The sequence below is a fragment of the Collinsella aerofaciens genome (genome assembly GCF_027679495.1).
GTDB lineage: Bacteria > Actinomycetota > Coriobacteriia > Coriobacteriales > Coriobacteriaceae > Collinsella > Collinsella aerofaciens_AK.
Genome location: NZ_JAQEKC010000007.1, coordinates 83,185 through 110,181 on the forward strand (window position 1 = coordinate 83,185; position 26,997 = coordinate 110,181).

Below are 26,997 nucleotides of genomic sequence, written 5' to 3' on the forward strand. Positions count from 1 at the left end.
GCAGCGCTTGCGGTAAGGGTCTATCAGATGCCCGTAAGAAACCGCAGCTGGCGCGGCTGTCGCCTGATCGAGGTCGTATCTTTCCAAACAGCAAAGCGGGCAGGGTGCCCGCGAATCGCATGTATGAAAGGAAGATCATGCTCGATCAGGCTTATTCTCGTCGTCAGTTCCTCGGCCTCGCTGGTGGTCTTGCCAGCATCGTCGGTCTCGGTCTCGTTGGGTGCGGCGGCTCCGGCGCATCCGATGCCGCCGACAAGGGTAGCGCCGCTGCTGCCGAGTCCGTCTCCGGCGAGGTGACCTACGACGGTGCCTCTTCGTTCCAGGCTCTCGTCGAGGCCGCTGCCGAGAAGTTCATGGACGCCAACCCCGATGTCTCCGTCTCCGGCTCGGGTAACGGTTCGGGCAAGGGCCTGACCGCTGTCGCCGCCGGCACCGTCACCATCGGCAACTCCGACGTCTTCGCCGAGACCAAGCTTGAGGCCGATCAAGTCAAGAACCTCGTCGACCACGAGGTCGCCGTCGTGGGCATGGGCCCCGTCGTCTCCAAGAACGTCAAGGTCGACGACCTGTCCCTCGAGCAGCTCAAGGGTATCTTCTCCGGTCAGATTACCAACTGGAAGGAGGTCGGCGGCGACGACGCCACCATCGTCGTCCTCAACCGCAAGGCCGGCTCCGGTACCCGCGCCACCTTCGAGGCCGCCGTCTTTGGCGACGAGACCGTCGACTTTAAGGGCGACGCCGAGCTCGACAAGTCCGGCGACGTCCAGACTCAGATGGGCAGCACCGATAACGCCATCTCCTACCTCGACTTCTCGCACTTCGATGACTCCAAGTTCAACGCCATCAAGGTCGAGGGCGTCGAGCCCAAGAGCAAGAATGTCACTGATGACTCCTTCAAGATCTGGGCTACCGAGCACATGTACTGCTCCAAGGACGCCGACGAGGCCACCAAGGCCTTCCTGGAGTTCATGCTTTCCGACGACGTCCAGGGCAAGCTCGTCGAGGAGCAGGGCTTCATCCCCGTCTCTGCCATGAAGGTCGTCAAGGACGCCAGCGGCAAGGTCTCTGCTAAATAAGTAATCGCCCCGGAAAGGTTTGCAATGGCAAAACAGCTGCCAAAGCGCGACCTTGAGAACGTGGGCCTGGGCGTCACGGGCGCGTGCGTAGCGCTCGTGACGCTTGTCGTTGCCGCGCTCATCTTTATGGTCGCCCAAAAGGGCCTCTCGGCTTTTGTCAAGGACGGCGTCTCGGTCGTCGAGTTTTTCACCGGCACCAAGTGGGACCTGGCCAACACAGCCGAAAACGGCCTGCCCTATACCGGCGCCCTGCCCCTGATCGTCACCTCGTTTGCGGTCATGGTGCTCTCCACGCTTATCGCGCTGCCCATCGCCATCGGCTCTGCCATCTTTGCGGTCGAGATTAGCCCTAAGTTTGGCTCTAAGATCTTTCAGCCGCTCATTGAGCTTTTGACCGGCATCCCCTCGGTCGTCTTTGGCCTGATCGGTTTTCACGTGGTCGTCGGTCTTATGAAGAGCGTTTTCCACGTGAGCACGGGCCTGGGCATCTTGCCCGGCGCCATCGTGCTGGCCGTCATGATCCTGCCGACCATGACCACGCTTTCGGTCGATGGCCTGCGCGCCGTGCCCGACGGCTACCGCCAGGGCTCGCTCGCGCTGGGCTACACCCGCTGGCAGACCATCTGGCACGTGGTGCTCAAGTCCGCCATGCCGTCGCTCATGACCGCGGTTATCTTGGGCATGACCCGCGCCTTTGGCGAGACGCTCGCCGTGCGCATGGTCATCGGCGGCATCGAGGCCATGCCGACGTCGCTGCTGTCGCCGGCTTCGACCATCACCACCACGCTCACCACGTCCATGGCAGTCTATGCCGAGGGCTCGGCCCAAGACGATGTTCTGTGGGCGCTCGGCCTGCTGCTGATGGGCATGAGTCTCATCTTCATCCTGATCATCCACCTTATCGGCCGCAAGGGGGCGAAGGCTCGTGGCTAGCACGCGTATCCACATCGACGAGGCGAGGCTCGGGCGTGTCCAAAAGCAGGACCGCTTCGCCACGGGCGTGTTGACGGCGATCGTCGCCATCGTCATGCTCATCGTCGTCTCCATGGTGGCCTATATCCTGTTCGAGGGCATCTCGACGCTGTTCCAGCCGGGCTTTCTCACGGAGCCGTCGCGCGCCAACGGAACGCAGGGCGGCGTGCTCTACCAGCTGTTCGACTCGTTCTACCTGCTGCTGATCACCCTGATCATCTCGGTGCCCATCAGCCTGGGTGGCGCGGTCTTTTTGGTTGAGTACGCACCCGACGGACCCGTCCGCGACATTGCCTCCACCGCCATCGAGACGCTGTCCTCGCTGCCTTCCATCGTTGTCGGCATGTTCGGTTTTCTGGTGTTCTCGGTGCAGCTGGGCTGGAAGTACTCCATCATCTCCGGCGCCGTCGCGCTCACCATGTTTAATATCCCCATTCTGGTGCGCGTGATCCAGCAGGCGCTCGAGGACGTGCCGCAGGCCCAGCGCGATGCGTGCCTGGCCATGGGCCTCACCCGCTGGGAGGCCACGCTGCACATCCTGATTCCCGAGGCCATGCCCGCCATCGTGACCGGCATCGTGCTTTCGGCCGGCCGCGTCTTTGGCGAGGCCGCGGCGCTGCTCTTTACCTCGGGCATGAGCTCGCCGGTGCGTCTGAACTTCTTGAGCTTTAACCTGTCGAGCCCCACCTGCGCCTGGAACGTGTTCCGCCCCGGTGAGTCGCTCGCCGTGCACATCTACAAGATCTATGGCGAGGGCAGCCCCGAGGCCCAGCAGATCGTTTGGGGCACCGCGGCGCTGCTGATGATTTGCGTGCTGCTGTTTAACGTAGTCGCCCGTATCGTGGGCAAACAACTGGCAAGGAAGATGACGGCCGAATGAGCGAGATAAATGCAACGCCCGCAACTGAGGCGGCATCGTCCGAGACCCAGGACTTTTTGTCGAGCGTGGGGGAGAGCGAGAAGCGCGTGCGCGCGAGCGGCAAGGCCGTGAGCGACGAGGTCGTGCTCTCCACCAAGGACGTCAACGTGTACTATGGCGACCACCATGCACTGCACAATACGTCGCTCGACTTTCACAAGGGCGAGATCACGGCGCTCATCGGGCCTTCGGGCTGCGGTAAGTCGACCTTCTTGCGTAGCCTCAACCTCATGAATCGCGAGATTCGCGGCTGCCGCGTGGAGGGCGAGATCAACTATCGCGGGCGCAACGTGAACACCAAGACCGAAAACACCTACGAGCTGCGCCGTTCCATTGGCATGGTGTTCCAGCAGCCCAACCCGTTCCGCAAGTCCATTCGCGACAACATCACGTTTGCGCCTAAGCGCCACGGCATCACCGACCGCGACGAGCTCGACCGCATGGTCGAGGAAAGCCTGCGCGGCGCGGCGCTTTGGGACGAGGTCAAAGACAAGCTCGACAAGAGCGCCTACGCGCTTTCGGGCGGCCAGCAGCAGCGTCTGTGCATCGCGCGCACGCTGGCGCTCAACCCCGACGTGATTCTGTTCGACGAGCCCTGCTCGGCGCTCGACCCCATCTCGACGCTGGCGATCGAGGACCTCATGTCATCGATCGTGGCCGACCGCGCCATCGTTATCGTGACGCACAACATGGAGCAGGCGTCGCGCGTGTCCAACCGCACGGCGTTCTTCTACATGGGCGATATGGTCGAGTACGACGAGACTGACGAGATTTTCCAACGGCCCAAGGATAAGCGGCTGAATGATTACCTCACCGGCATGTTCTCCTAGTCCGGGACATGCTTGAGGCCCGCGGCGGCCACGGTTGCCACGGGACTGATTGGAGAGGCGGGTCATCTCTTTTGGGAGATGGCCCGCCTTTTTGTGTCGTGTGCGGCCCGCCTTTTCGCTGCTATTATGGACAACGTTGAATTTCTACGAAGGAGCAGGGCATATGGCGATTCTTTTGGGATGCGATTCCGTCAGCCTAGAGTTTCCCACCAAGCATATTTTCGATAGCGTGACGCTCGGCGTGGGCGAGGGCGACCGTATTGGTATTGTCGGTAAAAACGGCGACGGCAAGTCGACGCTGCTGAGCGTGCTCGCCGGCACGCTGGAGCCCGACGACGGCCGCGTGACGCATCGTCGCGGCACCACGATCGGCCTGCTCGGCCAAAAGGACCAGCTTGTCGACACCGACACCGTGCACCATGCCGTCGTGGGCGACACGCCCGAGTATGAGTGGGCGTCGAGCCCCCGCACGCGCCAGATCCTCGCCGGTCTCATTAGCGATGTGCCCTGGGAGGGCACGGTGGGCGAGCTTTCGGGTGGCCAGCGCCGCCGCGTGGACCTCGCGCGCCTGTTGATCGGCGACTACGACGTGCTCATGCTCGACGAGCCCACTAACCATCTGGACATGCGCACCATCAACTGGCTTGCACGCCATCTTAAGGCTCGCTGGCAGCGCGGTCAGGGCGCCATGCTCGTGGTCACGCACGATCGCTGGTTCTTGGACGAGGTCTGCACCAGCATGTGGGAGGTCCATGACGGCCAGGTCGATCCCTTCGAGGGCGGCTACTCCGCATATATCCTGCAGCGCGTGGAGCGCGACCGCATGGCCGCCGTTACCGAGGAGCGCCGTCGCAACATGGCGCGCAAGGAGCTCGCGTGGCTGAGCCGCGGTGCCCAGGCTCGTTCCACCAAGCCCAAGTTTCGCGTGGATGCCGCTCGTGAGCTGATCGCCGACGTGCCGCCCGTGCGTGACGAGCTGGAGCTCAAGCGCCTGGCCGTGAGCCGCTTGGGCAAGCAGGTTATCGATGTGGTCGACGTGGATGCCGGCTATGCCGATACCGACGGCGCGCCCAAGCAGGTGCTCACCGATGTGACCTGGCTCATTGGTGCGGGCGACCGCTATGGCCTTTTGGGCGAGAACGGCGCCGGTAAGTCGACGCTGCTCGACGTGATCCAGGGCAAGATTGAACCCACGCGCGGCCGCGTGAAGATTGGCCAGACAGTGCGCTTTGGCGTGCTGTCGCAGCAGCTCGAGGAACTCAAGCCCTACATGGGCGACACGATCCGCGAGGTGCTCGGCAACTATAAGAAGTACTACGTCATCGACGGCAAGGAGACTTCGCCCGAGAAGCTCTGCGAACGTCTGGGCTTTACGACGCAGCAGCTCTGGAGCCGCATCGGCGATCTTTCGGGCGGCCAGCGCCGTCGCCTGTCGCTGTTGCTGACGATTCTGGACGAGCCCAACGTGCTCATCCTGGACGAGCCGGGCAACGACCTGGATACCGACATGCTCGCGATTGTCGAGGACCTGCTGGACGGCTGGCCCGGCACGCTGATCCTGGTGACACACGATCGCTTTTTGATGGAGCGCGTGACCGACCAACAGTGGGCACTGCTCGATGGCCATCTGACGCATATGCCCGGCGGCGTGGACCAGTACCTGCGCCTGTGCAACGCTACCGCCGAGGGCGAGCCCGTGGGCGCGCCGAGCGCTAAGACCGGCACGTTCGACACCGGTGCGGCGGCTGCTGCCGACAAGCCCAAGTCGAGCGGTCAGCCCAACGGCCTTTCCAACGCCGAGCGTCAGAAGCTCCGCCGCGAGGTGAGCTCGCTCGAGCGCAAGATGGAGACGCAGCGCGCCCGCGTGGAGGAGGCCGAGGCCGCCATGGCCCAGGTCGATCCCACCAACTACACGGCGCTCGGCGAGCAGCAGGCAAAGATCGACGAGGCTCACGCCGCCATGGACGAGCTGGAGATGGCGTGGCTCGAGGCGAGCGAAAAGCTCGAGGGCGAGGAGTAGGCGAGAATGATCAAAGCCGCGTTTTTCGATATCGACGGTACGCTGCTGAGCTTTAAGACCCACCGGATTCCGGCGTCGGCGCAGCAGGTGCTCGACAGCTTTCGCGAGCAGGGGATTGCGTGCGTGATCGCCACGGGCCGTCCGACCTACCAGATGCCGGACTGGCTGTTCGACCTGGGCTGGGATGCGTACATTACGCTTTCGGGCCAGCACTGTTTTGATGCCAAGGGCGTCTACCGCAGCTGCCCGATCGATTCGGACGACGTCGCGGTGATTGTGGACCAGGTGGCGCAGGGGCGCTATGACTCGCTGTGCATGCAGGGCGAGAACTCGTTTGTGAACCGCCTGTCCGAGCGCGTGGTGACGGCTGGCAGCAACGCTGGAATCGTCTACCACGAGGAGCCGTTTGAGCACGCCTTTGACGCGCCGGTCTACCAGTTTTGCGCCTTTGTGGACCCGGCCGACGAGCATATCGTGACCGATGCCGTGTCGCATTCGCTCACCACGCGCTGGTGCGACCTGTTCTGTGACATTATTCCGGCTAACGGCGGCAAGGACCTGGGCGTGGCGGCGACGCTGGAGCGCCTGGGCATCGACGCGAGCGAGGCGATTGCCTTTGGCGACGGCGAGAACGACCTGTCGATGTTCTCGGCCGTGGGCACAAGTGTGGCCATGGGCAACGCGCAGGAGACCGTGAAGGCCGCAGCGACCTACGTAACGACCGCCGTGGACGACGATGGGATCTACAACGCCGCGAAGTACTTTGGACTGCTATAGCTGCGGGCCGTCACCCGGCACCAGGGGACACTCCTTGCGGGGTGTATCCCCGTTTTGTTTTCGTCCCGTGCGTTTTGTGAAACACGGTTAACTTTTAAACAAAGTAGTAAGACATGGGCAACTTTTGCGGTAAAGTAAATCAAGCAAAAGTATCCAAAGGCTAACTAGAAGCCATCGCGAAAGGCGGCCCATGGCCCTGCGTGAATCTGGAGAAGACTATCTCGAATCTATTTATGTGCTCTCGGAGCGCCAAGGCATCGTTCGATCGATTGACGTTGCCGAATACCTGGGCGTAACCAAGGCAAGCGTCTCTAAAGCCATGGCGACGCTGGAAAGCAACGGCTACGTGGAGATGGGCAAACGCGATGTGCATCTGACGGAACGCGGTCTTGAGGTTGCCCGTCAAATGTGGGAGCGCCACTGCTTTTTCGTGCGGTTGCTCGAGGACGCAGGCGTTTCGGCAGAGGTTGCCTCGCAAGAGGGCTGCCACATGGAGCACTGCCTGAGCGAGGAAAGCTTTGAGAAGCTGAGGGCGATGCTGGGACGGGACAGCGACCGGGACCAGTAGCCCCGCCAACCAAGTCCAACTCAGACAAGGAACCCCGCCACCAAGCGATGCCCAAGAACCGCCAGCAACGTTACCGCAGGCCGGGACCGGGCTTGGTTTTGAAAACACTCCGCAGACCAGAAGCGCCCCCGTTCGTAGCTCCGAAGGAGCAGAACGGGGGCGCTTCATTGGTCGAGGATGTTTTCAAAACCAAGCCCGGTCCCGGCCGGAGGGACCACAGGCGCTACAGGTTCTTGACACCCATCGCGCGCATGGCGTTCAGGATAGCGATGATCGCCACGCCTACGTCGCCGAACACGGCAAGCCACATGTTGGCGATGCCGAGCGCCGCAAGCACCAAAATCAGCAGCTTAATACCCAGCGCAAAGATGATGTTCTGCCAAACAATCGACATGGTCTTGCGCGCCACACGGATGGCGTGGGCGATGTTGGACGGTTTGTCGTCCATGAGCACCACGTCGGCGGCCTCAATCGCGGCGTCGGATCCCATAGCGCCCATGGCAATACCCACGTCGGCACGGGTGAGCACCGGTGCGTCGTTGATGCCGTCGCCCACAAAGGCGAGCTTGCCCTTGCCGTTCTCGCTCGCAAGCAACGCCTCAACACGGTCGACCTTGTCGCCCGGCAGCAGCTGCGCGTGGAACTCGTCGAGGCCGAGCTGCTTGGCCACCGCAGCAGCCACTTCCTCGCGGTCGCCCGTGAGCATAACGGTGCGCTTGACGCCGGCGGCGTGCAGATCGCGAATCGTCTGCTCGGCATCGGCTTTAACGGTGTCGGCAATTACGATGTGGCCGGCGTACACGCCGTCAACGAGCACGTGGAGGATCGTGCCGACAACCTCACAATCCGGTGCTTCAACGCCGGCCGTGGCGAGCATCTTTGCGTTGCCAACGACGACATGCTTGCCGTCGATGGTTGCCGTCACGCCGTGGCCCGCGTCGTTGGCGGAGTCGCTCACGCGCTTGGGGTCGACTTCGCCCTGGTAGGCGACGCGCACGGACTGCGCGATGGGGTGATCCGAGAACGACTCCGCAAGGGCCGCGACCTCGAGCAACGACTGCTCGGTATAGTCGGCCTCGGGGTGTACCGCGACGACCGAGAACGTGCCGTTGGTGAGCGTGCCCGTCTTGTCGAAGACGACGGTGTCCACGTCGGCGAGCGTCTCGAGGTAGTTAGAACCCTTGATGAGAACGCCCAGCTTGGACGCGCCGCCGATGCCGCCAAAGAAACTGAGCGGCACGCTGATCACCAACGCGCACGGGCAGCTGACGACAAGGAAGGTCAGGCCGCGCAGGATCCAGTCGGACCAGGCGCCGGTGACCAAGCCGCCGCCGAGCGCGAGTACCGCGGCAGCGCCGGTGACGGCGGGCGTGTAGATGCGGGCAAAGCGCGTGATGAAGTTCTCGGTGCGCGCCTTCTTTTCGCTGGCGTTTTCTACGAGCTCCAGGACGCGCGCGACGGTGGACTCGCCAAAGGGCTTGGTGGTGCGCACGTGGATGAGCCCCGTCATGTTGATGCAGCCGCTGATGATATCGTCGCCGGACTTGGCGGGGCGGGGGACTGACTCGCCCGTGAGCGCGGCGGTATCGAGCTGTGTCTCGCCCTCGACGATGACGCCGTCGATAGGCACGCGCTCGCCGGGCTTGACGACGATGACGGTGCCCACGGCGATGTCATCGGGGAAGACCTGCTCGAGTGTGCCGTCGGGTTGCTCGACGTTGGCGTAGTCGGGTGCGATGTCCATCATGGCGCTGATCGATTTACGGCTCTTGCCCACGGCGTATGCCTGGAACAGCTCGCCGACCTGGTAGAACAGCATGACGGCGGCGCCTTCGGCCATGTGCGGATCGGTGTCGGGGAAGAGCACCATGGCAAACGCGCCGATGGTCGCGACGGCCATGAGGAAGCTCTCGTCGAACGCCTTGCCGCGGCGGATGTTGTTGTATGCCTTTTGGAGCACGTCGTAGCCGGCAATCAAAAAAGGCACGAGGAACAGTGCGAAGCTGGCGTAGATGTCGCCCGGGGTGCCGAATGCGGCAGTGAGGGTGCCGAGCTCATCGAGGGCGTACACCACGGCAAAAATGCCCAGCGCTACCAGGATGCGGTTGCGCTTATGCTCGAGTGACTCTTTTTTCTTGCGCTTCTTCTTTTTCTTCTTGGGGTCGGCGGTGGCCATGACTCGTATCCTCCCATTTGAATGTATGAACACTCGCTCATATAATTTCGCGAGCAAAGGCCGCGGCAAGCGCGGCCTTGCGGGTTGGCGTAAACCTTGGCTAGAGAATGATCTCGCAGTCCGGCTCGGCGTCGGCGGTGAACTCCACAACGCGGTCGAGGACCTCGTCGAACTCGGCTTCATCGGCCTCGAGCGTCAGCTTCTGGGTCATAAAGTTGACCGAAACGGACTTGACGCCATCGAGCTTGGCCAGCTCGTCCTGAAGCTTACGCGCGCAGTTGGCGCAGTCGATCTCGTCGAGCTTGAACTGCTTTTTCATGGTGGATTCCTTTCCCCGTATTTGCGGCTTGGGTGCAGGCCGCGCTGGTACCGTGGTTGGTCGCTATTCGCAGATGTGGCTCATGCCCTGGTTGAGCATGGTGTAGACGTGGTCGTCGGCGAGCGAGTATAGGATATTGCGCCCGTCGCGCCGGAATTTAACCAGGTGCGACTGCTTGAGTGTGCGCAGCTGGTGCGACACCGCGGACTGCGAGGTTTCGGTCGCTTCGGCGATGTCTGCTACGCAGAGCTCGCGGCCCATGAGGGCATAGAGGATCTTGATGCGCGTGGTGTCGCTGAAGACCTTGAACAGGTCGGCGAGGTCGTAGAGAAGCTCCTCGTCGGGAAGGTCCTCGGGCGAGCAGGTGGTGGGGATCGCGGGCTCGGTGGCCTCGATGTCGGGCTTCGTTTCATCAACGCGGATGCTCATTGCAATATCCCTTCATATGAACATGCGCTCATATAACTTGCTTCCGATTATATGAGTGTATGTTCATATGTCAATACAATTTGCGTTAATTTCGATGACTGCTTGCCGCTTCTGCGATTTTCTGTGGGTTGGGAGACATCGACGCAATGCTCGCCAACATATTTCGAGATGTTCGGCTAGCATGCTAAGAAAGCCACCTTGAGAAGCATTAGAACTGTTCATATTTGTACTTTATCGTGTCAAATACCGCGAGAATCAGTTCTTCCTCTACGGGAGTTTCTGCAGAATCAGTTTTATCTAAAGTTATATTGAGCATTGCTGCAGCCAATCTGGCACATCGGTGGCCGAATAAGTCGAAAAATGTAGGTGGACATCCGCAGAGATCGCCTTTAGAAGAGCGAATTCTCAATTAGATCAATAATCGTGTCGTCTTCCGTGCGGTTTTCATCGATTTTTGCGAACATGTCGCATTCCCAAGCCCCATTGATTTCCTCAGCAAGGGCCCCGACGTGTTGCATGTCGTCGGGTTCGGGCACATCGTTGATGCTCGGGTCATCAGCTTGCGGATATTGGCTTGCAATTTCGCGCTTGGCGGCCTCTTCTTCTTTGAGTGTCTCCAGGACGCGGCGACCGTATTCGAAGTAGCGCCGCAAGACAAATTGACGAAGAGTTTCTTGCAGGATGGCGAAGTTATCCGGGAGTCGACCGGGCCATATCTTCTCGCGAATGCGAATCGCTTCCATGACCCGTTTAAAAGCGGACTGCTTGAAAAACGAATGACGATTAACCGTGATAACGGCATATCCCATGTTTCGCAGCGTGTTTCGGCGCTCCTCGTCAATTGATTGCTGCTCGGGTTCGTCGTGGTAAAAGCCGTTGTATTCGATATCGGTCATCGAATTTTCGAGCAGCGCGTCGAGGTAGAAAACCGTCCGTCGCGTTAGGGCGGCGTATCTTTTGGGGACTGGGATCGGATAATCCGTTTTGATAGCGCGTATGGCTAAGCCACCCATTGACTTGGGCATTGTCAGCATCATGACAAACGCCGTTTCGAGTGGGGAGCGACAGCCTTCGTGTACATAAGAAAGTGCCTTAAGTGCTTTATTAGATCCACGATACCCCGGTGCCTCTGAAAAGAAGGCTCTGAGCTCTTCAACGCTGGTTAGGGCTGGGCGCTCGCGATATTGAGTTTCGTCGGACGTTCCAAGCGCGTAGGAGCCGCAGATTTCAAAGTAATACTCAACGAGCTCCGAAAGGTTGAGGTCGGCTGTTGCTTCTAACGCGCACAGCTTGATATCGACGATGTAGACGTTCGGCTCGAGTTCTAGGTAGCTTTCTGCATCAAACGTATAGCGCGTGCAGTGGCAGATGCAGCCCTTGCGGTGCCTTTTGGCATTATTGGAAAACGTCAGCACATGGATACGTTCAGAATCGACATTCTTTCTGTTGAGCCATGCTCGTGCCGCTTCCAGGTCGGACGTGGTCGGCGCAGACACCCTGATCTTTTCCATAGGTATGGGACCGGTCGCGTAGCTTGCGAGCGAGTTGGCTGTTTGGTATACAGCGCGTGCCGTGGTATGTGACAGAATGATTCCCATACGCGCATGATGGCATAGCGGACGCCGCATACGCCCGAAACTTCGGGCAACGGTATTGGGGCGCGGCTTATCTTCTGCGAACGGTGGGTTTTTGAGCTGTCGTATTGAGGGAGCAGCTTTGGCTGGGGAGGTTTCTGCCGGCTGCCCCTTTTTGATGAACTTTAGTTGCGGATTCGTAGCTTCTAAGCGTTTTTGCCGACCGCTCAGATGCCTCACCAACATAATTTGAGTTATTCGGCCTTATCCTATACAAATGGTGCGATCGCAACGTCCTATTCGAATTGATTCAGGTAGATTTATGGGGCTTGGTTGCGAAATTAAGGCGATTTTAGCTTCGATTGCGGTTCAAGGGGCCTTGACTAGTGGTTCAGCTGGCCGAACAACTCGAAAAATGTAGGTGGGCCAACCTGCCGACTATGTGAAGCACGCGTATTTGCTCGTTTTGATGAAAACTAGGGTGCAGCCATAAGGCTGCGCCCTAGTTTACTGCGTGTCGGTGTGCCCAGACGGATTGCGCTGTGCCTGGCAGGCGCTCCCGCAGATGGATCGGTTATTTCGCGAATAGGTTCTTGAGGTTGAACTCGGCCTGAACCGTGCGGAGCATGAGGTCGGTGTCGTCGAGGCCCAGGTGCTGCTCGTTGGCGTCGGCGGCGAGGGTTCCACGGCGGCGCGCCCAGTTCTCGAGTGCGGCGGGCGCGGATTCGCGGGGGAGCGAGCGGACGTCGGCATCCAGGCTGCGGCAGATCTGGCGCGAGTCGATGACGATGATCTTGCCGGCGCGGCGTGCCTCGGCGTAACCGTCCAGGTGGATCTTGAACCAACTGTCCTCAAAGGCGGCGTTGTGCGCCATGTAAGGGTACTTCTTCATAAGCTTGAGCAGCTGCTTCTGCAGTTCCTTGTTCTCGCGGAATGGCTTTTTGCCGTCGATGTCGTCCCAGGTGATGTGGTGGATATTCGACAACGGCACATCCTCGCCGCGGTAGATGTCGGGCAAACCGCAGTAGTGCGCCTCGGCGTCGTGCGGGACGGCGTCGCTGGTGAGCTCCATGATTTCCCAACCCACATTGATGATATAACCGCGCTCGGGTGCACGGCCGGTGGTCTCGATGTCGATACCGAGCACGGTGCCCTGGATGGGCTTGCGGGCGTAGGCCACGCCGAGCGCGTCGCGGTCGCCGCGGATCTCGCGCATGACCGACGCGGCGGTGCGCTTTTGCATCTTGCCGATGGCGGCGCAGGTGTCGGCATCGGACAGGCCGCGCGAAAGCGTCGCGGGCGTCACGTTGCGCAGGCGCGCCTCGCCAATCTGGTCGCACAGGTCGCGGTTGCGGTCAGCCAGGTCGCGCACGGTGGCAAAGTCGAAGCTGGGGTCGCCCTCGGCGGTAAAGTACTCGGTTTCGAGCACCTTAAGGGCCTCCTCGCCCTTCTGGCGCTCGGACTCCATGGCGCCGTGATCGCCATAGATAAACATGGGAATAAACGGCTGGCGCTCGTATTCAAGTGCTTGCGAAACGTTCATAGGCTGCTCCTTGGACGGGCCGCGTCGCGCGGCTCGGGGTTACTGAGTTATGGCGAGATGATAGTTTACCATGGGCAACTATTGGCACCACGCCTAGGTCAACTACAATACCCTAGTTGACCGCTAGGACTTTTACAATGCTGCCGAAAGACACGAAAGGTTCCATCCTTCATGGATTTGCTGATTGATATTCTGCTCGACGCCGGCAAGGACACGCTGTCGCTGGTGCCGTTTTTGTTGGTGACGTATCTTGCTCTCGAGACACTTGAGCACGTTGCGGGCGACCGCGTCAACGGCGCTATCAAGCGCGCCGGCGCTGCGGGTCCCGTGGTTGGCTCGCTGCTGGGCATTGTGCCGCAGTGCGGATTTTCGGCCATGGCAGCAACGCTGTACGCCGGCCGTGTCGTGACCTTGGGCACGTTGGTGGCGGTGTTCCTTTCGACCTCCGACGAGATGCTGCCGCTGCTACTTGCCGAGCAGGTTCCCGTGCAGACTATGGCGATGCTTTTGGCTTCGAAAGCGCTTATCGCACTGGTCACGGGCTTTATCGTAGATGCCGCCATTCGCGGTCTGCGTCGCAACGCCCGCGCGCATGCGGCGATTCGTCGTACCGTGTTGGGGACCACTGTCAATCCGGCGCACGTTAACTGCGCGCATGACGACCACAGCGGCGGTGACATCATCGACGAGGTGGCCGAGGCGGGCGTGAGCGCCGACCACATCCACGAGTTGTGCGAGCGCGACCATTGCGGTTGCGATGAAGACGAGGACGAGCACGAACACGGACATGGCCACGATCACGGTCATGAGGGCGAACATGAACACCATGATGGTCACGGTCACTCCCACTCCCACGAAGGGATGCCTGTCCTGTCGATCATCCGCAGCGCGATCTCGCACACCGTGCAGGTCTCGGTATTCATTTTTCTGGTGACGCTGATTCTGGTCGCCGTGCTCGAGACGTTCGGCGAGTCCGCGATCGAGCAGTTCCTGCGCGGCAACGAGATACTCGCTGTCCTGGGTTCGGCGCTTGTCGGGCTGATTCCCAATTGCTCGGCCAGCGTCGTCATTACGCAACTGTACCTGGAAGGCGCGCTGCAGCTGGCCCCGATGCTCGCCGGCACGCTCATTTCCGCCGGCGTGGGTTATCTGGTGCTGTTCCGCACCAACCGCAGCGCCCGCGAAAATGCCGTGTTCCTGATTATGATGTACGTCATCGGCGCGGGCTGGGGTCTCATCCTTTCCGCCTTTGGCCTCTAAGTAGATGTTTGGGATAGGCCGTAAAAACTGGGGTATACCGTAAAATCTACCGCCATGACTTGGGCGTTGGATGCGCGTCAATCGCCAAAACAAAAAGGTAGATTTCCGGACATGTCCCAAAAATCTACCTTGGTTAGCGCAGCAGCTCGGTGAGGTTGCGTTTAAAGCGGGCGCGGTCTTCGCTGGTAAATGCCGCCGGCCCGCGAGTGCGTCCGCCGGCGCGGCGCACCTTCTTTTCCTCGTGGCGAATAAACAGCTGCATGTCGATGGTTGCTTTGTCGTAGACGCGCCCGCGCACACCGATAGCGGCGGCATCGCGCCCGAGCACCATGCTCGCCAAGCCAATGTCCTGCGTCACGACCACGTCGCCCGCCTGCAGGCGTTCGACAATGGCAAAGTCGGCGCTGTCGGCGCCCACGCTCACATCGAGCGTCGTGACCCAAAAGCCGCGTCGCGCGTGCTCGGCATCGCGCGGGTCGTCGCGGCGAATGTGCCGTTCCAGGTTTTGCGTGCTGTTGCCGGCGATAACAACGGCGACGCCCGCCCGCCGCGCGCAGTCAATCGACTCGCGCGTGACCGGGCAGGCGTCTGCATCAATAAAGAGCGTTCGTGGCATCTAGCGCACCAGTTTGCCAAATTGAATAGCGCGAACAATCAGCGTTACGCCAAACACCAGCAGCGCGGCGCCGCTAAAGATGACGAGCATCTTGGCCGACCACAGCGGATAGATAAACACGAACATGCCGGCGATGATGGAAAGTGCGCCGCTCAGGATGGCGAGGGCACGGTTGGACGAAAGCTCGGACTCCAGAATGGACATGACACCTTCGACGATCCAGCCAAAGCCGGCCACGATAACCACCATCGTGGTGAGCGTCGCGGTCGAGAAGGCCTGGTTGCGCAGGATTATGACGCCGCCCAAGATAATGAGTAGGTTGGAGATGATGCTCGTCACGCGCCAGCCGGTGGGCAGCAGTGGCTCGAAAACTGCGGTAAACAGCCTGATCGCGGCCGTGATCACAAAGTAGAAGCCCAAGACGGTCGTTAGGAAGACGAGGGACTTGGCGGGCGCAAACAGCAGTGCGATGCCGGCGACGAGCGCCAAGACGCCCGTGATGGCGTAAATCCAGCGCACGGCCTTGACGGCCTTGCCTGCCATGCTTTTCTCGTCAAATCCAAACTGGCTCGATTTTTGGTCATCGTTCTTAAAGATGCCCATAATGTCTCCTTTCCGTGCGGCGTAAGCCTTGATCGTTACAACCAGTATCGCCTAAAGGCGCTGGCGTATGGGTCGGGGAGGGCGAAACGTAACCCAAAGGCCCCGAATTGTTTCCGTTGTCCCCACGTCGCGATTTTCTATTCAACAGGTGTAGAACATTGCAGCCCTGTTCGTTATTGCCTACGTTTTAGGTTAGATTTTCCTAAAGACAATTGGCTTGAATTGGGGGTCCCTATGAACGAAGCAGTTCCCGAGGCACCGTCGAGTGTCGAATCGATGGCAAAGCAAGGTTGCGAAAAGCTCGGTCTGGAAGCGTTTGATGCGCTGGTCCGTCGTGCCCGTACGTGCCGTCGCTTTGACGAGTCCATGCGCGTGCCGCGCGAGTTTTTGCTCGAGCTGGCGGAACTGGCGCACCTGACTCCCTGTGGTGCCAATGCTCAGCGTCTGCGTTTTCATGTGGTAAGCGGTGCAGAGGACTGCGCGCGTGTATTTGACGAGCTTGCATGGGCCGGTGCGCTCAAGGATTGGCCGGGTCCCGATGAGGGCGAGCGCCCGACCGGCTACATCGCGATTCTTGCCGAGCGCGCCGTTCCGGGTAAGCCCGCCGCTCCTATTACTGAGGTCGACACGGGCATTGCCGCGCAGACGATGATGCTCGCCGCCCGCAGCGCCACGCCCGAGGTGGCTGCCTGCATGTTCAAGGCCTTTACGCCCCACGCGATCGATGCCATGGGGCTCGATAGCGACAAGTATGAGCTCAAGCTGATCATGGCGTTTGGCGTTCCGGCCGAGACGCAGGTGATCGATGCGATCGATTCCAACCCCGACGGCTCAATTAATTACTGGCGCGACGAGGCGCAGGTGCACCACGTACCCAAGCGCCCGCTTGCCGACGTACTGGTGTAGCTGAGCGTCACCGCGGTGTGATCCGGCGGTAAACCACCACAAAGGTACCTGTCCCCTTTGCGGTGGTGCGAGGGGAGGACGTGTGGCAGATTTGTATTTGGTGCGGCATGGGCAGACTGAGCTCAATGTGCAGAACATTTTGCAGGGTGGGCACGATTCGCCGCTTACGGCGCGCGGGCGCGAGCAGGCGCTGGCGACGCGCGCGGCGTTTGAGGCGCGTGGCGTGACCTTTGACCGTGTGTATTCCTCGCCGTTGGGCCGGGCGCGGCATACGGCTGAGCTAATTGCTGGTGAGGGCCGCTCGATAGAGCTGGTCGATGACCTGCGCGAGTGGCATTTGGGCTCGCTGGAGGGTACATCAAATCGCGAGATGCCGCCGCAGCCCTGGGGCGATTATCCGGTGGCCTTTGGCGGCGAGTCGGAAGTGCAGCTTCAGTCGCGCATGGTCGCGGCGCTGTCCCGTATTATGGCCCGGCCGCAGCACGACTGCGTGCTGGCGGTTTCCCACGGCTCAGCCTGCCAGGAGTTTCTTGAGTATGTGACTGGCGGGGGAGAGCTACCCGACAACGGTGCCGTGCTTCATTTTGGCTATTGCGACGGGGCATTTTCGCTCTTGGGTTGGTAACGAACGAAAGGACCCCTATGAATAAAGATCTGTATCTGGTCCGTCATGGACAGACGATATTCAACCTTAAGCGTATCATTCAGGGGTGGAGTGACTCGCCGCTTACGCAGCTGGGTTGCGACCAGGCGGCGCGCGCCGGCATGTTTTTACGTGCGCGCGGCATTGAGCCCGATCATGCCTACACCTCCACGCTTCATCGCACCGAGCAGACTATCGCCAACTTGTGGCCGGGCTTGGCGTACGAGCGCCTGGACGGCCTGCGTGAGTGGTTCTTTGGCGACTTTGAGGCCGAGCGCGTGATGCTCATGCCCGAGCGCCCGTGGCGCGATTTCTATCGGCAGTTTGGCGGCGAGGGCCAGATCCAGGTGCGCACGCGCATGGTGGCGACGCTGACCGATCTTATGCAGCGTCCGGACCATACGTGCGTGCTCGCGGTAAGTCATGGCTCAGCTATCAAGGAGTTTTTGGACCACGTGCGGGGCGCGGCGGCCGACGAGCGCGAACGCGTGCCGGGCAACTGCTCAGTGCTGCATTTTGCGTTTGACGATGCGGCCGATACGTTTGAACTGGTCGAAGTCTTTACGCAGGAAGACTACGCGCGCGAGCTGGGGCTAGAGCCGCTCGTGGCGGCGGCAGGTCCGCAGCGTGGATAACGCTGACGTTGCGGCCCGGTTTACCGGCGTAATTGTTTGATGCGAAAAGGGCGGAGGTGCATGCGTTTGCTGCATCTCCGCCCCTTGTTTGTTTGGATGCTGGGTTTTCCAGCTTAGCGTTTGAGTTCGCTAGAACCGTGAGACCTGGTGAGTGAGCAGACCCGTCGGAACCTGCGGCGCGCTGCCGCTGACCTGCGCGGCGGGGAACAGCACGGCTACAGCAAAGTTGAACGGCTCTTTGCCAGAGTAGGCGTCGGCAGTGCGGGCCTCGTCGGCCAGAATCTGCGATGCCCCAGCCAGCGCGGCAGCGTAGGTGGGGTCGTCTGCCGGCGTCGGCTTCGGTGCCTGGTCGAGCATGGCTCGGATGGCGGCAACAGCGTCCTCGCGCTTGACTTCCCATACGCGATGCGTAATGCCGGTGGGGTCGGTGACGGCATAAAGCGACGCTCCTTCTTTGGCGGCGCCAAGGATGATATCCATGACGGGCGAGGCTTCGTAGGCGAGCGTTACAGGGCGGGGCTGCACCTTAAGCTCGGCGATCGTGCGCGCGGCGGCGAGTGCGTCGACGCTCTCGGCGGCAGCCTCGTCGCTACCCGTCAGTACGTTAACCGGGCAGATCGCCACGACACCCGTCACGCGTCCCGGCTCGCCCGAGCATTCGTACACGTAATACGCCGCACCCGGGTCCTTGAGCATCAGGCCATCGGCAAGGGCTCCGCGCAGAGCATCGTTGCCGCTCAGGATGCTGCCCATTGCAGGCAGCGCCTCGAGTACGCGGTCCTGAGCCGGGCGGATGCAGGGAAACGGAAGTGCTTTCATGGGCGGTCCTAACGCACGAGTCGGTTTGTTCGCGGCTTATTATGCCCCAACTTGGCCGCTCGCGTCCCAGAGCACGTTATCGGCGAGCGCGATTAGCACCTGCTGACAACGAACGATATCGGCATGGGGCACATATTCGTTGGGCTTGTGTGCGAGCGCGAGCGACCCGGGACCGTAGCTCATGCAATTGCGGTTGCCTGTCTTGCCGGCAATGACGGCGGTGTCGGTGTAGCCGGTAAAGAAGCCGACGGTCGTGTCCGCGTCCGTCACGTCATCGGCGGCACGCTTGAGCGCTGCTAGAAGGGGAGAGTTCGGGTCGCGCTCGATGGCGGGGCGGTCGCCCGTCACGGTGTAGCTGCCATGGCAACCGGGAACGGCGGCTTCGGCGACGGCGATGGCCTGCTCTACCATGCGCGTCGCGGCGGCCGTATCGGTCGGCGGGGTCAGACGCATGTCGACCCAGACTTTGGCGCGGTCGGGCACGACATAGGGGCGATATCCGCCCTCGATTTGGCCAAACGTGATGGTCGAAGACCCCAGCTCATCGTGCGCGGGCAGCGCCACAAACACGCGACGGAGCGAACACACGACCTCGGCCATGGCGGCGACGGCATCCGCGCCCTTCCACGGCTGGCTCGCATGCGCCGTTACGCCAGCCATTTCAATCTCGAACCACGTGCGCCCCTTGTGCGCCACCTGAATCTGTTCGTCGGTGGGTTCGGTGTCCAGCACCCATTCACGCGAGCCGACCCAGCCGGCATCGATCGCGGCCTCTGAGCCGCGCATAAAGTCTTCCTCGTCGACCGAGCAGATGAGCGAAAAGCCGCGGCGTGGCAGCGCGCCATCCGCCGCCACGCGCTCGAGCGTATGGACCAGTGCGGCAATGGCGCAGGCCAGGCCACCCTTCATATCGCAGGCACCGCGGCCATAGAGTTTATCGTCGCGCACAACCGCCCCAAGCGGTGCGATGTCTGCGTCCCAGCCATCGCCCAAGGTGACGGTATCCATGTGGCAGATATAGATCAGCCGCGGCTCGTCGCTTTGGCCCGGCACGGTGACTTTAAGGTTGCGGCGCCCGGGCAGCACCTCGAGTTCCTCAACCTGCACGGCATGGAGCACCGGATGACTCAACCGCTCCAGCTGAGCCTCAACCAGCGCTTTGATATACCGCTCAATTTCATCCTCATACGCGCCCGGGTCTGAGCTGTCGATCCGCACGAGCTCCTGCGCAAGCCGCCAGGCAAAATCCTCATCAACCATATGCAACCTCACAATCAGTTTGCTTTCCAAACCGATTGTAAGCCTCCTGAGAGATCCGCGACGTGGGCGTGGCAGTATTTACCGTTCGCAGGCCGAGCCATCGCGTTTGCCGTCCGAGCGGGTTTACAAACGACGCAGTGGGTACGTACTCTCCATGGACGACATGCTGTGCGACATATCTGCCTTTCGGTATCACCGGATACCCCCACAGGTCTTGGCGATAATGCCGGACCTGCCCGATTCTGCGGACGATCCGCGCAGGGAGCGCCTTTGTGAACATCCACTCGTCAAGCATTTCCTGCGCATTCCGTTACATGTGTTGGCGCAGGGCGGCTGCGGACGTAAGGGCGGTCGCATTGTCAGACATGTTTGGAACGGGGAGAGGCCGTTTGGCTCCGTGCAGCAGACGGAGTTTGGCCTTGATGTCGCGTCCCCGCTCTTTACCCTGCTGACCCTGGCTTCCTCGGTTTCAAACGAGCGTCTGATCATGTGCATGTTTGAGATGTGCGGCACCTTTGCCGTGTGCAAGATTGCACCTCAAGTAAAGTTGGCGCTTGAGCAGGCATATGGGAGCCGGTGGGGTGACGCACGGTCGGGCTGGGAAAACGTAAAGGATGCCTCGGGGAATCCAACGGACTTGTGGAAACGACCTCCCTTGATCGAGCTCTCTGACCTTACGGAGTTCGCCAATAAGATCCAGGGACTCCGCGGTGCTAAATCATTCACACGTGCCGCGAAATGCATTACGGGGGTTGTGGCATCGCCGCTTGAGGTCCAAGCTTCGATGCTGTTTGGCCTTTCGAGGCTGCGCGGCGGCGAAGGGCTGCGCCTTACCAATAATGTTGAGATTCGCATGACGCGCAGCGCCCGCCTGATTTCGGGGCTTGATAGGCGCTACGCCGATATTCTGCTGGCAAATAAGGACGGCAGCCGAGAGTGCCTGGTTGAATGCCAAGGTAAAGCCATTCACGGATCCATAGAATCCAAGATCTCGGACTCCGATCGAACGACGGCCCTGCAAGCCATGGGATATCCCGTCGTTCTGATGACCTATGGTCAGCTGGTCGACTCCGATGCCTTCCATGTAGTGATGGAACTCATCATGTCCTATCTCGATATGCCGTTGAAAGACAAGACACCGCGGCAGCAAGAGCTCGAACGGCGGCTTCGTGAGGAGATTTTTATCGATTGGGCGGGAATGTAGCCGCGCGGGTGGAAAACGGTCGCGGAAGCTAGGGTTTTAGTTGCGAATAGCCTTCAATTGCTCCTTGGAATTGGCTTGAAAAGTGCTACCTAGAGCAAGTTATTTCGGAAAATGGACAGTCAACATTAGTTTGGCATACAGAGATCGATTTTTACCTACTAAAACCCCTGATAAAGCTGTTTGTAAAAGCAGTTGTGCTTAGCGACTAGGGCCTCACTGTCGATTATCCGAAAAAACTTATTATGGGTAGCATTTTCAAAACCAGCCGGAGCAACGAAATCGGCCCCCGTTTCGTGAAAACGGGGGCCGAATGGACTTCGTGGTCTGTCTGGCAGGCTTGGCGCCGACGCTACTTGATCACGCGCACGCGATACATCGACGGAATCTGCTTGAGCGCCTCGATGGTGCTGCTGTTCAGGTGCTCGTCGGTGTCGAACATGGTGTAGGCGTTCTCGCCAGCGGACTCGTTGGTCATACGCTGCACGTTGGCGTTGTCCTTGGCGAGAATGGCCGTGATCTGGCCGATCATGTTGGGCACGTTGGCGTGCAGGCAGGCGATGCGGCTCGCGGCGCGCGCCTTGCCCATGCTGCAGGCGGGGTAGTTGACGCTGTGCGCGATATTGCCGTTTTCCAGGTAATCCTTGAGCTCGCTGATCGCCATGTCGGCGCAGTTGGCCTCGGCCTCGCCGGTGCCGGCGCCCGAGTGCGTGGTGATAAACGTATTGGGCATCTTGACGGTCTTGGGCGTGGCAAAGTCGCAGCTAAACCAGCTAAGCTTGCCCTCGCGCAGGGCGGCGTCGACGGCGTCCTCGTCAATGGTGGTCTCGCGCGCGTAGTTGATGAGCACGGCGTCGGGTGCCAGCAGGTTGATTTGCTCGGTACTGATCATGCCGATGGTGTCGGCCTTGCTGGGCACGTGCACGGTGAGGTAGTCGCAGCCGCGGCAGAGGTCCTCGAGCGTGCCCACGCGCTGCACCTCGCGGCTCAGCACCCACGCGTGCTCGACGGAAATGAACGGATCGTAGCCGTAGACATCCATGCCCAGATCGACGCAGGCGTTGGCGACCTTGGAGCCCACGTTGCCCAGACCGATAACGCCGATGCGCTTGCCCTTGAGCTCGCGGCCCACAAAGGCCTTCTTGGCCTTCTCGGCATCGACCTGAATCTCGGGATCGTCAGCGTTGTCGCGCACCCAGTTCATCGACTGCACCACGCCACGGCTCGAGAGCACCAGCATGCCCAGGACGAGCTCCTTGACGGCGTTGCTGTTGGCACCGGGGGAGTTAAAGACGACGACGCCCTTTTTGGCGTACTCCTCGACGGGGATGTTGTTGACGCCGGCGCCGCAGCGGGCGATGGCGCGGATGCCCTCGGGCAGCTCGTAGCCGTGCAGGTCGGTCGAGCGCATCAGGATGGCGTCGGCCTCCTCAGCGGTGTCCACAAACTCGTAGCCCTCGCCAAACTCGACTTTGCCGTCTTTAGTGATGTCGTCGATGGTCTTAATCATACGCATGAAAAACTCCTTAGCAGGTTTGGTTTAAACAGGTGGTTTGAAGTGGCTGGTCGGCCCGCGGGTTGCGGGCTAGTTAGATCGCGGGCTCAAACTATGCTGCGCTTCGAAGTCCTTCATGTACGAGGCCAGTGCCTGCACGTCTTCCATGGTTACGGCGTTGTAGACGCTGGCGCGCATACCGCCCACCAGGCGATGGCCCTTGACGTTTTGAATCTGGTGCCCGGCCGCGCCTGCGACAAAGGCCGCGTCGAGTTCGGCGTCGCCGGTGCGGAAGGTGACGTTGGCGATGGAGCGGCTGTCTGTCTGCGTGGTGCCATGGAACAGCTCGCTTTGCTCGAGCAGGTTGTAGAGCAGGTTGGCCTTGGCCCAGTTGCGCTCGGCCATGGCGGCAAGTCCGCCGGTCTCCTCGACCCACCGGAACACCTTGCCGCACACGTAGATGCCAAAGGTGTTGGGCGTGTTGAGCATGGAGCCCTTGGCGGCCTGGGTCTTAAGGTCCATGTACTGCGGAGTCTGCGCAAAGGCCGGACCGTCGGTGATCAGGTCGCCGCGCACGATAACGACGGTGACGCCCGCGGCGCCGGCGTTTTTCTGAGCGCCGGCGTAGATGAGTCCGTAGCGCTTGACGTCGAGCGGCTGCGACAAAAAGCAGCTCGAGACATCGGCGACCAGCGGCACGTCGCCGCAAGCGGGCAGCTCGTGGTACATGGTGCCAAAGATGGTGTTGTTCTGGCAGATGTAAACGTAGTCGAGCCCGTCGCTCGCGGCCTCGGCGGCAATGCGAGCGTTGATGTCGGCCATGTCGGGGATGCGGTCGAAGTTGGTGTCCTCGGAGCTCGCGAGCAGCACGGCCTCGCCGTACTTGTCGGCTTCTTTGTATGCCTTGTTGGCAAAGTTGCCGGTCACGATGTAGCCGGCGCGGCCGCGGCGCATGAGGTTCATGGGGATGCCCGCAAACTGCAGCGTGGCGCCGCCCTGCAAAAACAGGACGCGGTAGTTGTTGGGGATGCTCAGCAGGCGACGCAGGGTTACCTCGGCGTCGTCGATGATCTGTTGGTACATGCTAGATCGATGGCTCATCTCGAGCACGGACATGCCGCAACCGCGGTAGTCCATCATCTCGTCGGCGATCTCGGCGAGCACGCTTGTAGGCAGTGCGGCCGGGCCAGCTGAGAAGTTGTGCACACGTGCCATCTTCTAGTTCCCCCTCGTAGTCGTTTGAACGTTCGGGATACTTTAGCACAGTGCAGCGTCAGGCGCGACCGCATCACAGCAAAACCCGAGCGCGCCGCTATGATTTACAGGATGGTTACATGGGGGAGGGGTGCTTTACTCCTCAGGCAAATCCAAATCTGCGAGCGAAGACATGAGGTTCCTAGGCGCTTGATCTCTTCGTCCTAAAGTAGCTACCTCCTAGTCACTACGATGCTAGCGTGGCGATGACGGCTTCGTCGCCGGCGTATATTAGGGTGTTGCCGTCGGGGATGATCGTTTGGCCTTCGCGCTTGAGCATCACCACAATAAACGGATGTTTGCCTTGCGGCACATCGCACAGGCGCTGGCCGGCCAGGCGACCGTGGGGAGTCACGGTGACCTCGCGCAGCGTAACTTCGGTACGCTCTTCAAACGTCGGCGCGGCCATCACCAGCAGATCGCCTTCCTGGATCACGGTGTCGCCATTGGGCAGTACCGGGTGCGCCCCGTCGCGCAGCACCAGGACCACGAGCATATTTGTGGCGCTGCCAATGTCCGCGAGCGAGCGTCCGGCAAACGGATGTCCAGCGCACACCTTGAGCTTTACAAACGACATGCCGTCCTCGTCGCGGTAGTCGTTAAAGGTGCGGCGCACGTCGCCGGTCGCATCGATCATATCGAGCTTCTTCGCCACCGCCGGCAGCAGCGAGCCCTGCACCACAATGCTCGACACGGCAATCACAAACACCAGGTCAAACAGGTCGTGTCCGCCGGGAACGCCGGCCACCACGGCAAAGAGGCTAAACACGACCGAAGCTGCTCCGCGCAGGCCCGCCCAGCTTACGAGCGCGACCTGGCGGGGGTTCGTCTTAAAGGGCGCCAGGAGCACGCCGACGGCGATGGGGCGGCTCACGTAGAGCATAAACGCCATGAGCGCCAGGCCCGGCAGCAGCATCTGTGGTAGGCGTGCGGGCGTGACGAGCAGGCCGAGCAAGAAGAAGATCGTCATCTCGACCATCTCGGTGAGGGTGTCAAAGAAGTGCGCCATCTCGACCTTGCCGGTGATGTCGCTCGCACCCAGCACAATGCCGGCCAGGTATACGGCCAAAAAGCCGTTGCCGCCCAGATAGCTTGGTAGCGCGTAGGCGACGATCGCCACGGCGAACAAGAAGATGGTCTGCGCGCCCTCGGCCGTTGCGTGCGCGCGTTCAATCAGACGGCCCGCCGCCCAGCCGATGGCAAGGCCCAGGCCCGCGCCCAGGATAATCTGCTTGGCCAGCAGTGCGGGAATGTTGATGTCGCCGCCGGCCGCGAGTGCGGCGAGCACGGCGGTGAGCATGTAGGCGACGGGGTCGTTGGAGCCCGATTCGACCTCGAGCAGCGAGTCGGTGCCGCCCTTCAGCGAAAGGTTGTGCTCGCGCAGCACGCTAAAGACGCTGGCCGCGTCGGTGGATGCCACGACCGATCCCAACAGCAGGCCGTCGATCCAGTCGAACCCCAGCGCGAAGTGGGCGAACACGCCGGTGATGCCGGCAGTGATGACGACGCCGAGCGTGCTCAGCAGCACCGCCGGCACAGCGACGGGTTTGGCACGGTCGATATTGGTGTTAAAGCCGCCGTAGAACATGATGAACAGCAGCGCCGTGCTGCAGACGGTTTCGGTGAGCGCATAGTCGCTAAAGTCGATATGCGCCGGGCCGTTGACGCCCAACAGCATGCCGAGCGCGATAAAGATGAGCAGGGTGGGGAAGGGGAGCTTTTTGCCGACGGGTTTGATGGTCAGACACAGAATGATGACGAGGCCGATAAAGAGAAGGATCTGGTTCATGGATGGTTTCCGCTCCTGGTTGGTTGGCGTGGCACGGTCAGTTGCCTGCGGTTATTTGTACCCAAAGATGGTGGGTTTATGGGGTTGGATTGCGGGCGTGCGCGATATCGTCATAGACGGCTGCCGTCTTTGCCTCTGCTCGGAAACCCTTTCCAGCTTTATTGCAACGGAGTACAATGGGTAACGTTTAAGTTCAACTTGAAGTTTTAGTTGCGGCGCCGGGCTTCGGCCGCAATGCAAGGAGAGGCGTACCATGGCGATCTATGTGACATCTGATGCTCACGGGCACGTGCGTGCGCTTGACGAAGCCCTGTCTAAGATCTCGTTGACGTCCGACGACACGCTGTACGTGCTGGGCGACATGATCGATCGCGGGCCCGATCCGGTCGGCGTTATTAAGCTCGTGCGCTCGCTGCCCAACGCCCACGTGCTCAAGGGTAATCACGAGCAGATCATGCTCGATGCCATCATTGGCCAGGATCCGCTCGATGCCGAGACCTGGGATATCAACGGTGGTTGGACGACGCGCGAGCAGCTCAACGACATGGAATTTGAGGCATACGAGGAGCTCGTGCGATGGATGGCCGCGCTGCCGCTCTACGCAGTGGTCGAGACCGAGGAGCGCCCGTATCTGCTGGTACATGCTGGAATCGAGATGAAGGCGGCGCGCGCGTTTTTGCTTGAGCATGGCGTCGATTGTGCCGATGGCGTTGGAGCGGTGGGTGCCGATCGCGAGCTGCTGCAGCAGATGCTCGCGGTGCAGTCGTCCGATGACCTGCTGTGGATTCGTCATGGCTATTGGGATGCGTCGACCGGGCTGCTTTCTGCCGAGGGCAAGGGCCCGGTCGTGGTGAGCGGTCACACGCCCACGGTATCGCTTGGGCGCTATTGCGAGGTCGGTGGTCTGGCGGGGCTCGATGAGGAATCGGGACGCGGGCAGATCGTGCGCTTGGGCGGCGAGGACACTGCTGGTGTGCCCGATCGCATCGACATCGACTGCGCCGCCGCCACCGGCTCCGAGTTCGGTCGCGTGGGCATCCTGCGGCTCGATGATGGGGCGGAGTTCTACGCGAACATCAACCCGGGCGAATAATCGGTGCAAGGGGTAGCTAATATGGGAAGGGTTTTTTGACTACTTTTGCCCTTCTGCCCGCAAATTGATTTCTCTGGGACGGGATTAAATAATCATTTGGCTGCCCGCCGGCTAAGTGAGTAGACTTTTTTGGAAATGCCGAGCACCCAACATATTTGCCTCAATAAAACCGACGCTCCTATAAGTTGTCAAGAGGCAGTTTGCGGGAGCGTTCTCTCCA

25 protein-coding genes are annotated in these 26,997 nt (G+C 60.8%); 13 read left to right on the top strand and 12 right to left on the bottom strand.

The features are described from left to right. The first annotated feature begins 137 nt into the window (after nt 1-137). The 7 genes from PGW49_RS04115 (at nt 138) to PGW49_RS04145 (ending at nt 7,162) form a co-directional block, all read left to right on the top strand. Nucleotides 138-1,076, top strand: a complete 939-nt coding sequence (locus PGW49_RS04115; protein WP_270225631.1) for a phosphate ABC transporter substrate-binding protein — start codon at nt 138-140, stop codon at nt 1,074-1,076. 24 nt (nt 1,077-1,100) lie between these two features. Next, entirely contained in the window at nt 1,101-2,009 is a 909-nt protein-coding gene (gene pstC, locus PGW49_RS04120) for a phosphate ABC transporter permease subunit PstC (RefSeq protein ID WP_006235426.1), read from the top strand. Next, complete coding sequence (gene pstA, locus PGW49_RS04125; RefSeq protein ID WP_270225632.1) at nt 2,002-2,928, top strand: phosphate ABC transporter permease PstA; 927 nt, start codon at nt 2,002-2,004, stop codon at nt 2,926-2,928. Before pstC ends, pstA begins: the two co-directional genes overlap by 8 nt. Beyond that, complete coding sequence (pstB, locus tag PGW49_RS04130) at nt 2,925-3,797, top strand: phosphate ABC transporter ATP-binding protein PstB (RefSeq protein ID WP_199409513.1); 873 nt, start codon at nt 2,925-2,927, stop codon at nt 3,795-3,797. Before pstA ends, pstB begins: the two co-directional genes overlap by 4 nt. 163 nt (nt 3,798-3,960) lie before the next feature. Further along, nucleotides 3,961-5,817, top strand: coding sequence for an ABC-F family ATP-binding cassette domain-containing protein (locus tag PGW49_RS04135; protein WP_138112852.1), 1,857 nt, complete (start codon nt 3,961-3,963; stop codon nt 5,815-5,817). Nucleotides 5,818-5,823: 6 nt separating this feature from the next. Further along, nucleotides 5,824-6,594 carry a Cof-type HAD-IIB family hydrolase gene (locus PGW49_RS04140; RefSeq protein WP_138112850.1) on the top strand — a complete coding sequence of 257 codons (771 nt, stop codon included), beginning with the start codon at nt 5,824-5,826 and terminating at the stop codon, nt 6,592-6,594. Between the two features lie 190 nt (nt 6,595-6,784). Further along, nucleotides 6,785-7,162: a metal-dependent transcriptional regulator gene (locus tag PGW49_RS04145; protein WP_270225633.1), complete on the top strand. Its 378-nt coding sequence runs from the start codon at nt 6,785-6,787 to the stop codon at nt 7,160-7,162. 223 nt (nt 7,163-7,385) lie between these two features. Here PGW49_RS04145 and PGW49_RS04150 read toward each other — a convergent pair whose 3' ends face one another. From PGW49_RS04150 to PGW49_RS04170, 5 genes are all read right to left on the bottom strand, one after another. Beyond that, on the bottom strand, nt 7,386-9,338 hold the full coding sequence (locus PGW49_RS04150) for a heavy metal translocating P-type ATPase (protein ID WP_270225634.1): 1,953 nt from the start codon (nt 9,336-9,338) through the stop codon (nt 7,386-7,388). Between the two features lie 100 nt (nt 9,339-9,438). Beyond that, nucleotides 9,439-9,657 carry a cation transporter gene (locus tag PGW49_RS04155; RefSeq protein ID WP_138374908.1) on the bottom strand — a complete coding sequence of 73 codons (219 nt, stop codon included), beginning with the start codon at nt 9,655-9,657 and terminating at the stop codon, nt 9,439-9,441. A 63-nt stretch (nt 9,658-9,720) separates the two neighbouring features. After that, entirely contained in the window at nt 9,721-10,086 is a 366-nt protein-coding gene (locus tag PGW49_RS04160; RefSeq protein ID WP_055285819.1) for an ArsR/SmtB family transcription factor, read from the bottom strand. 389 nt (nt 10,087-10,475) lie between these two features. After that, nucleotides 10,476-11,597: a hypothetical protein gene (locus tag PGW49_RS04165; RefSeq protein ID WP_147330606.1), complete on the bottom strand. Its 1,122-nt coding sequence runs from the start codon at nt 11,595-11,597 to the stop codon at nt 10,476-10,478. 637 nt (nt 11,598-12,234) lie between these two features. Continuing rightward, nucleotides 12,235-13,203: a 3'-5' exonuclease gene (locus tag PGW49_RS04170; protein WP_006235437.1), complete on the bottom strand. Its 969-nt coding sequence runs from the start codon at nt 13,201-13,203 to the stop codon at nt 12,235-12,237. A 171-nt stretch (nt 13,204-13,374) separates the two neighbouring features. Here PGW49_RS04170 and PGW49_RS04175 point away from each other — a divergent pair, with 171 nt between their 5' ends. Then, nucleotides 13,375-14,463 carry a putative manganese transporter gene (locus PGW49_RS04175; RefSeq protein WP_270225635.1) on the top strand — a complete coding sequence of 363 codons (1,089 nt, stop codon included), beginning with the start codon at nt 13,375-13,377 and terminating at the stop codon, nt 14,461-14,463. A 133-nt stretch (nt 14,464-14,596) separates the two neighbouring features. Here PGW49_RS04175 and PGW49_RS04180 read toward each other — a convergent pair whose 3' ends face one another. Further along, entirely contained in the window at nt 14,597-15,079 is a 483-nt protein-coding gene (locus PGW49_RS04180) for a YaiI/YqxD family protein (protein WP_006235439.1), read from the bottom strand. Then, nucleotides 15,080-15,682, bottom strand: a complete 603-nt coding sequence (locus tag PGW49_RS04185) for an HdeD family acid-resistance protein (protein WP_270225636.1) — start codon at nt 15,680-15,682, stop codon at nt 15,080-15,082. A 234-nt stretch (nt 15,683-15,916) separates the two neighbouring features. Here PGW49_RS04185 and PGW49_RS04190 point away from each other — a divergent pair, with 234 nt between their 5' ends. The 3 genes from PGW49_RS04190 (at nt 15,917) to PGW49_RS04200 (ending at nt 17,866) form a co-directional block, all read left to right on the top strand. Then, a complete protein-coding gene (locus PGW49_RS04190) occupies nt 15,917-16,588 on the top strand; it encodes a nitroreductase family protein (RefSeq protein WP_270225637.1) in 672 nt (223 codons plus the stop codon). An 82-nt stretch (nt 16,589-16,670) separates the two neighbouring features. Continuing rightward, nucleotides 16,671-17,213 carry a histidine phosphatase family protein gene (locus PGW49_RS04195; RefSeq protein ID WP_270225638.1) on the top strand — a complete coding sequence of 181 codons (543 nt, stop codon included), beginning with the start codon at nt 16,671-16,673 and terminating at the stop codon, nt 17,211-17,213. A 17-nt stretch (nt 17,214-17,230) separates the two neighbouring features. Then, nucleotides 17,231-17,866, top strand: coding sequence for a histidine phosphatase family protein (locus tag PGW49_RS04200; RefSeq protein WP_117563979.1), 636 nt, complete (start codon nt 17,231-17,233; stop codon nt 17,864-17,866). 129 nt (nt 17,867-17,995) lie between these two features. Here PGW49_RS04200 and PGW49_RS04205 read toward each other — a convergent pair whose 3' ends face one another. Further along, nucleotides 17,996-18,685 carry a DUF1015 family protein gene (locus tag PGW49_RS04205; RefSeq protein WP_270225639.1) on the bottom strand — a complete coding sequence of 230 codons (690 nt, stop codon included), beginning with the start codon at nt 18,683-18,685 and terminating at the stop codon, nt 17,996-17,998. 39 nt (nt 18,686-18,724) lie between these two features. Next, nucleotides 18,725-19,945, bottom strand: a complete 1,221-nt coding sequence (locus PGW49_RS04210) for a M20 family metallopeptidase (RefSeq protein WP_270225640.1) — start codon at nt 19,943-19,945, stop codon at nt 18,725-18,727. Between the two features lie 154 nt (nt 19,946-20,099). Between PGW49_RS04210 and PGW49_RS04215 the strand changes: the two genes are divergently transcribed. Continuing rightward, nucleotides 20,100-21,149: a hypothetical protein gene (locus tag PGW49_RS04215; RefSeq protein WP_270225641.1), complete on the top strand. Its 1,050-nt coding sequence runs from the start codon at nt 20,100-20,102 to the stop codon at nt 21,147-21,149. A gap of 349 nt (nt 21,150-21,498) precedes the next feature. On the opposite strand, the gene PGW49_RS04220 is transcribed toward PGW49_RS04215, so the two are convergent. From PGW49_RS04220 to PGW49_RS04230, 3 genes are all read right to left on the bottom strand, one after another. Next, nucleotides 21,499-22,662 carry a phosphoglycerate dehydrogenase gene (locus tag PGW49_RS04220; protein WP_270225642.1) on the bottom strand — a complete coding sequence of 388 codons (1,164 nt, stop codon included), beginning with the start codon at nt 22,660-22,662 and terminating at the stop codon, nt 21,499-21,501. 69 nt (nt 22,663-22,731) lie between these two features. Next, nucleotides 22,732-23,856, bottom strand: coding sequence for a 3-phosphoserine/phosphohydroxythreonine transaminase (serC, locus tag PGW49_RS04225; protein ID WP_270225643.1), 1,125 nt, complete (start codon nt 23,854-23,856; stop codon nt 22,732-22,734). Nucleotides 23,857-24,082: 226 nt separating this feature from the next. Beyond that, entirely contained in the window at nt 24,083-25,684 is a 1,602-nt protein-coding gene (locus PGW49_RS04230) for a potassium/proton antiporter (protein WP_270225644.1), read from the bottom strand. A 253-nt stretch (nt 25,685-25,937) separates the two neighbouring features. Between PGW49_RS04230 and PGW49_RS04235 the strand changes: the two genes are divergently transcribed. Then, entirely contained in the window at nt 25,938-26,777 is an 840-nt protein-coding gene (locus tag PGW49_RS04235) for a metallophosphoesterase family protein (protein WP_035137261.1), read from the top strand. Nucleotides 26,778-26,997 lie beyond the last annotated feature (220 nt).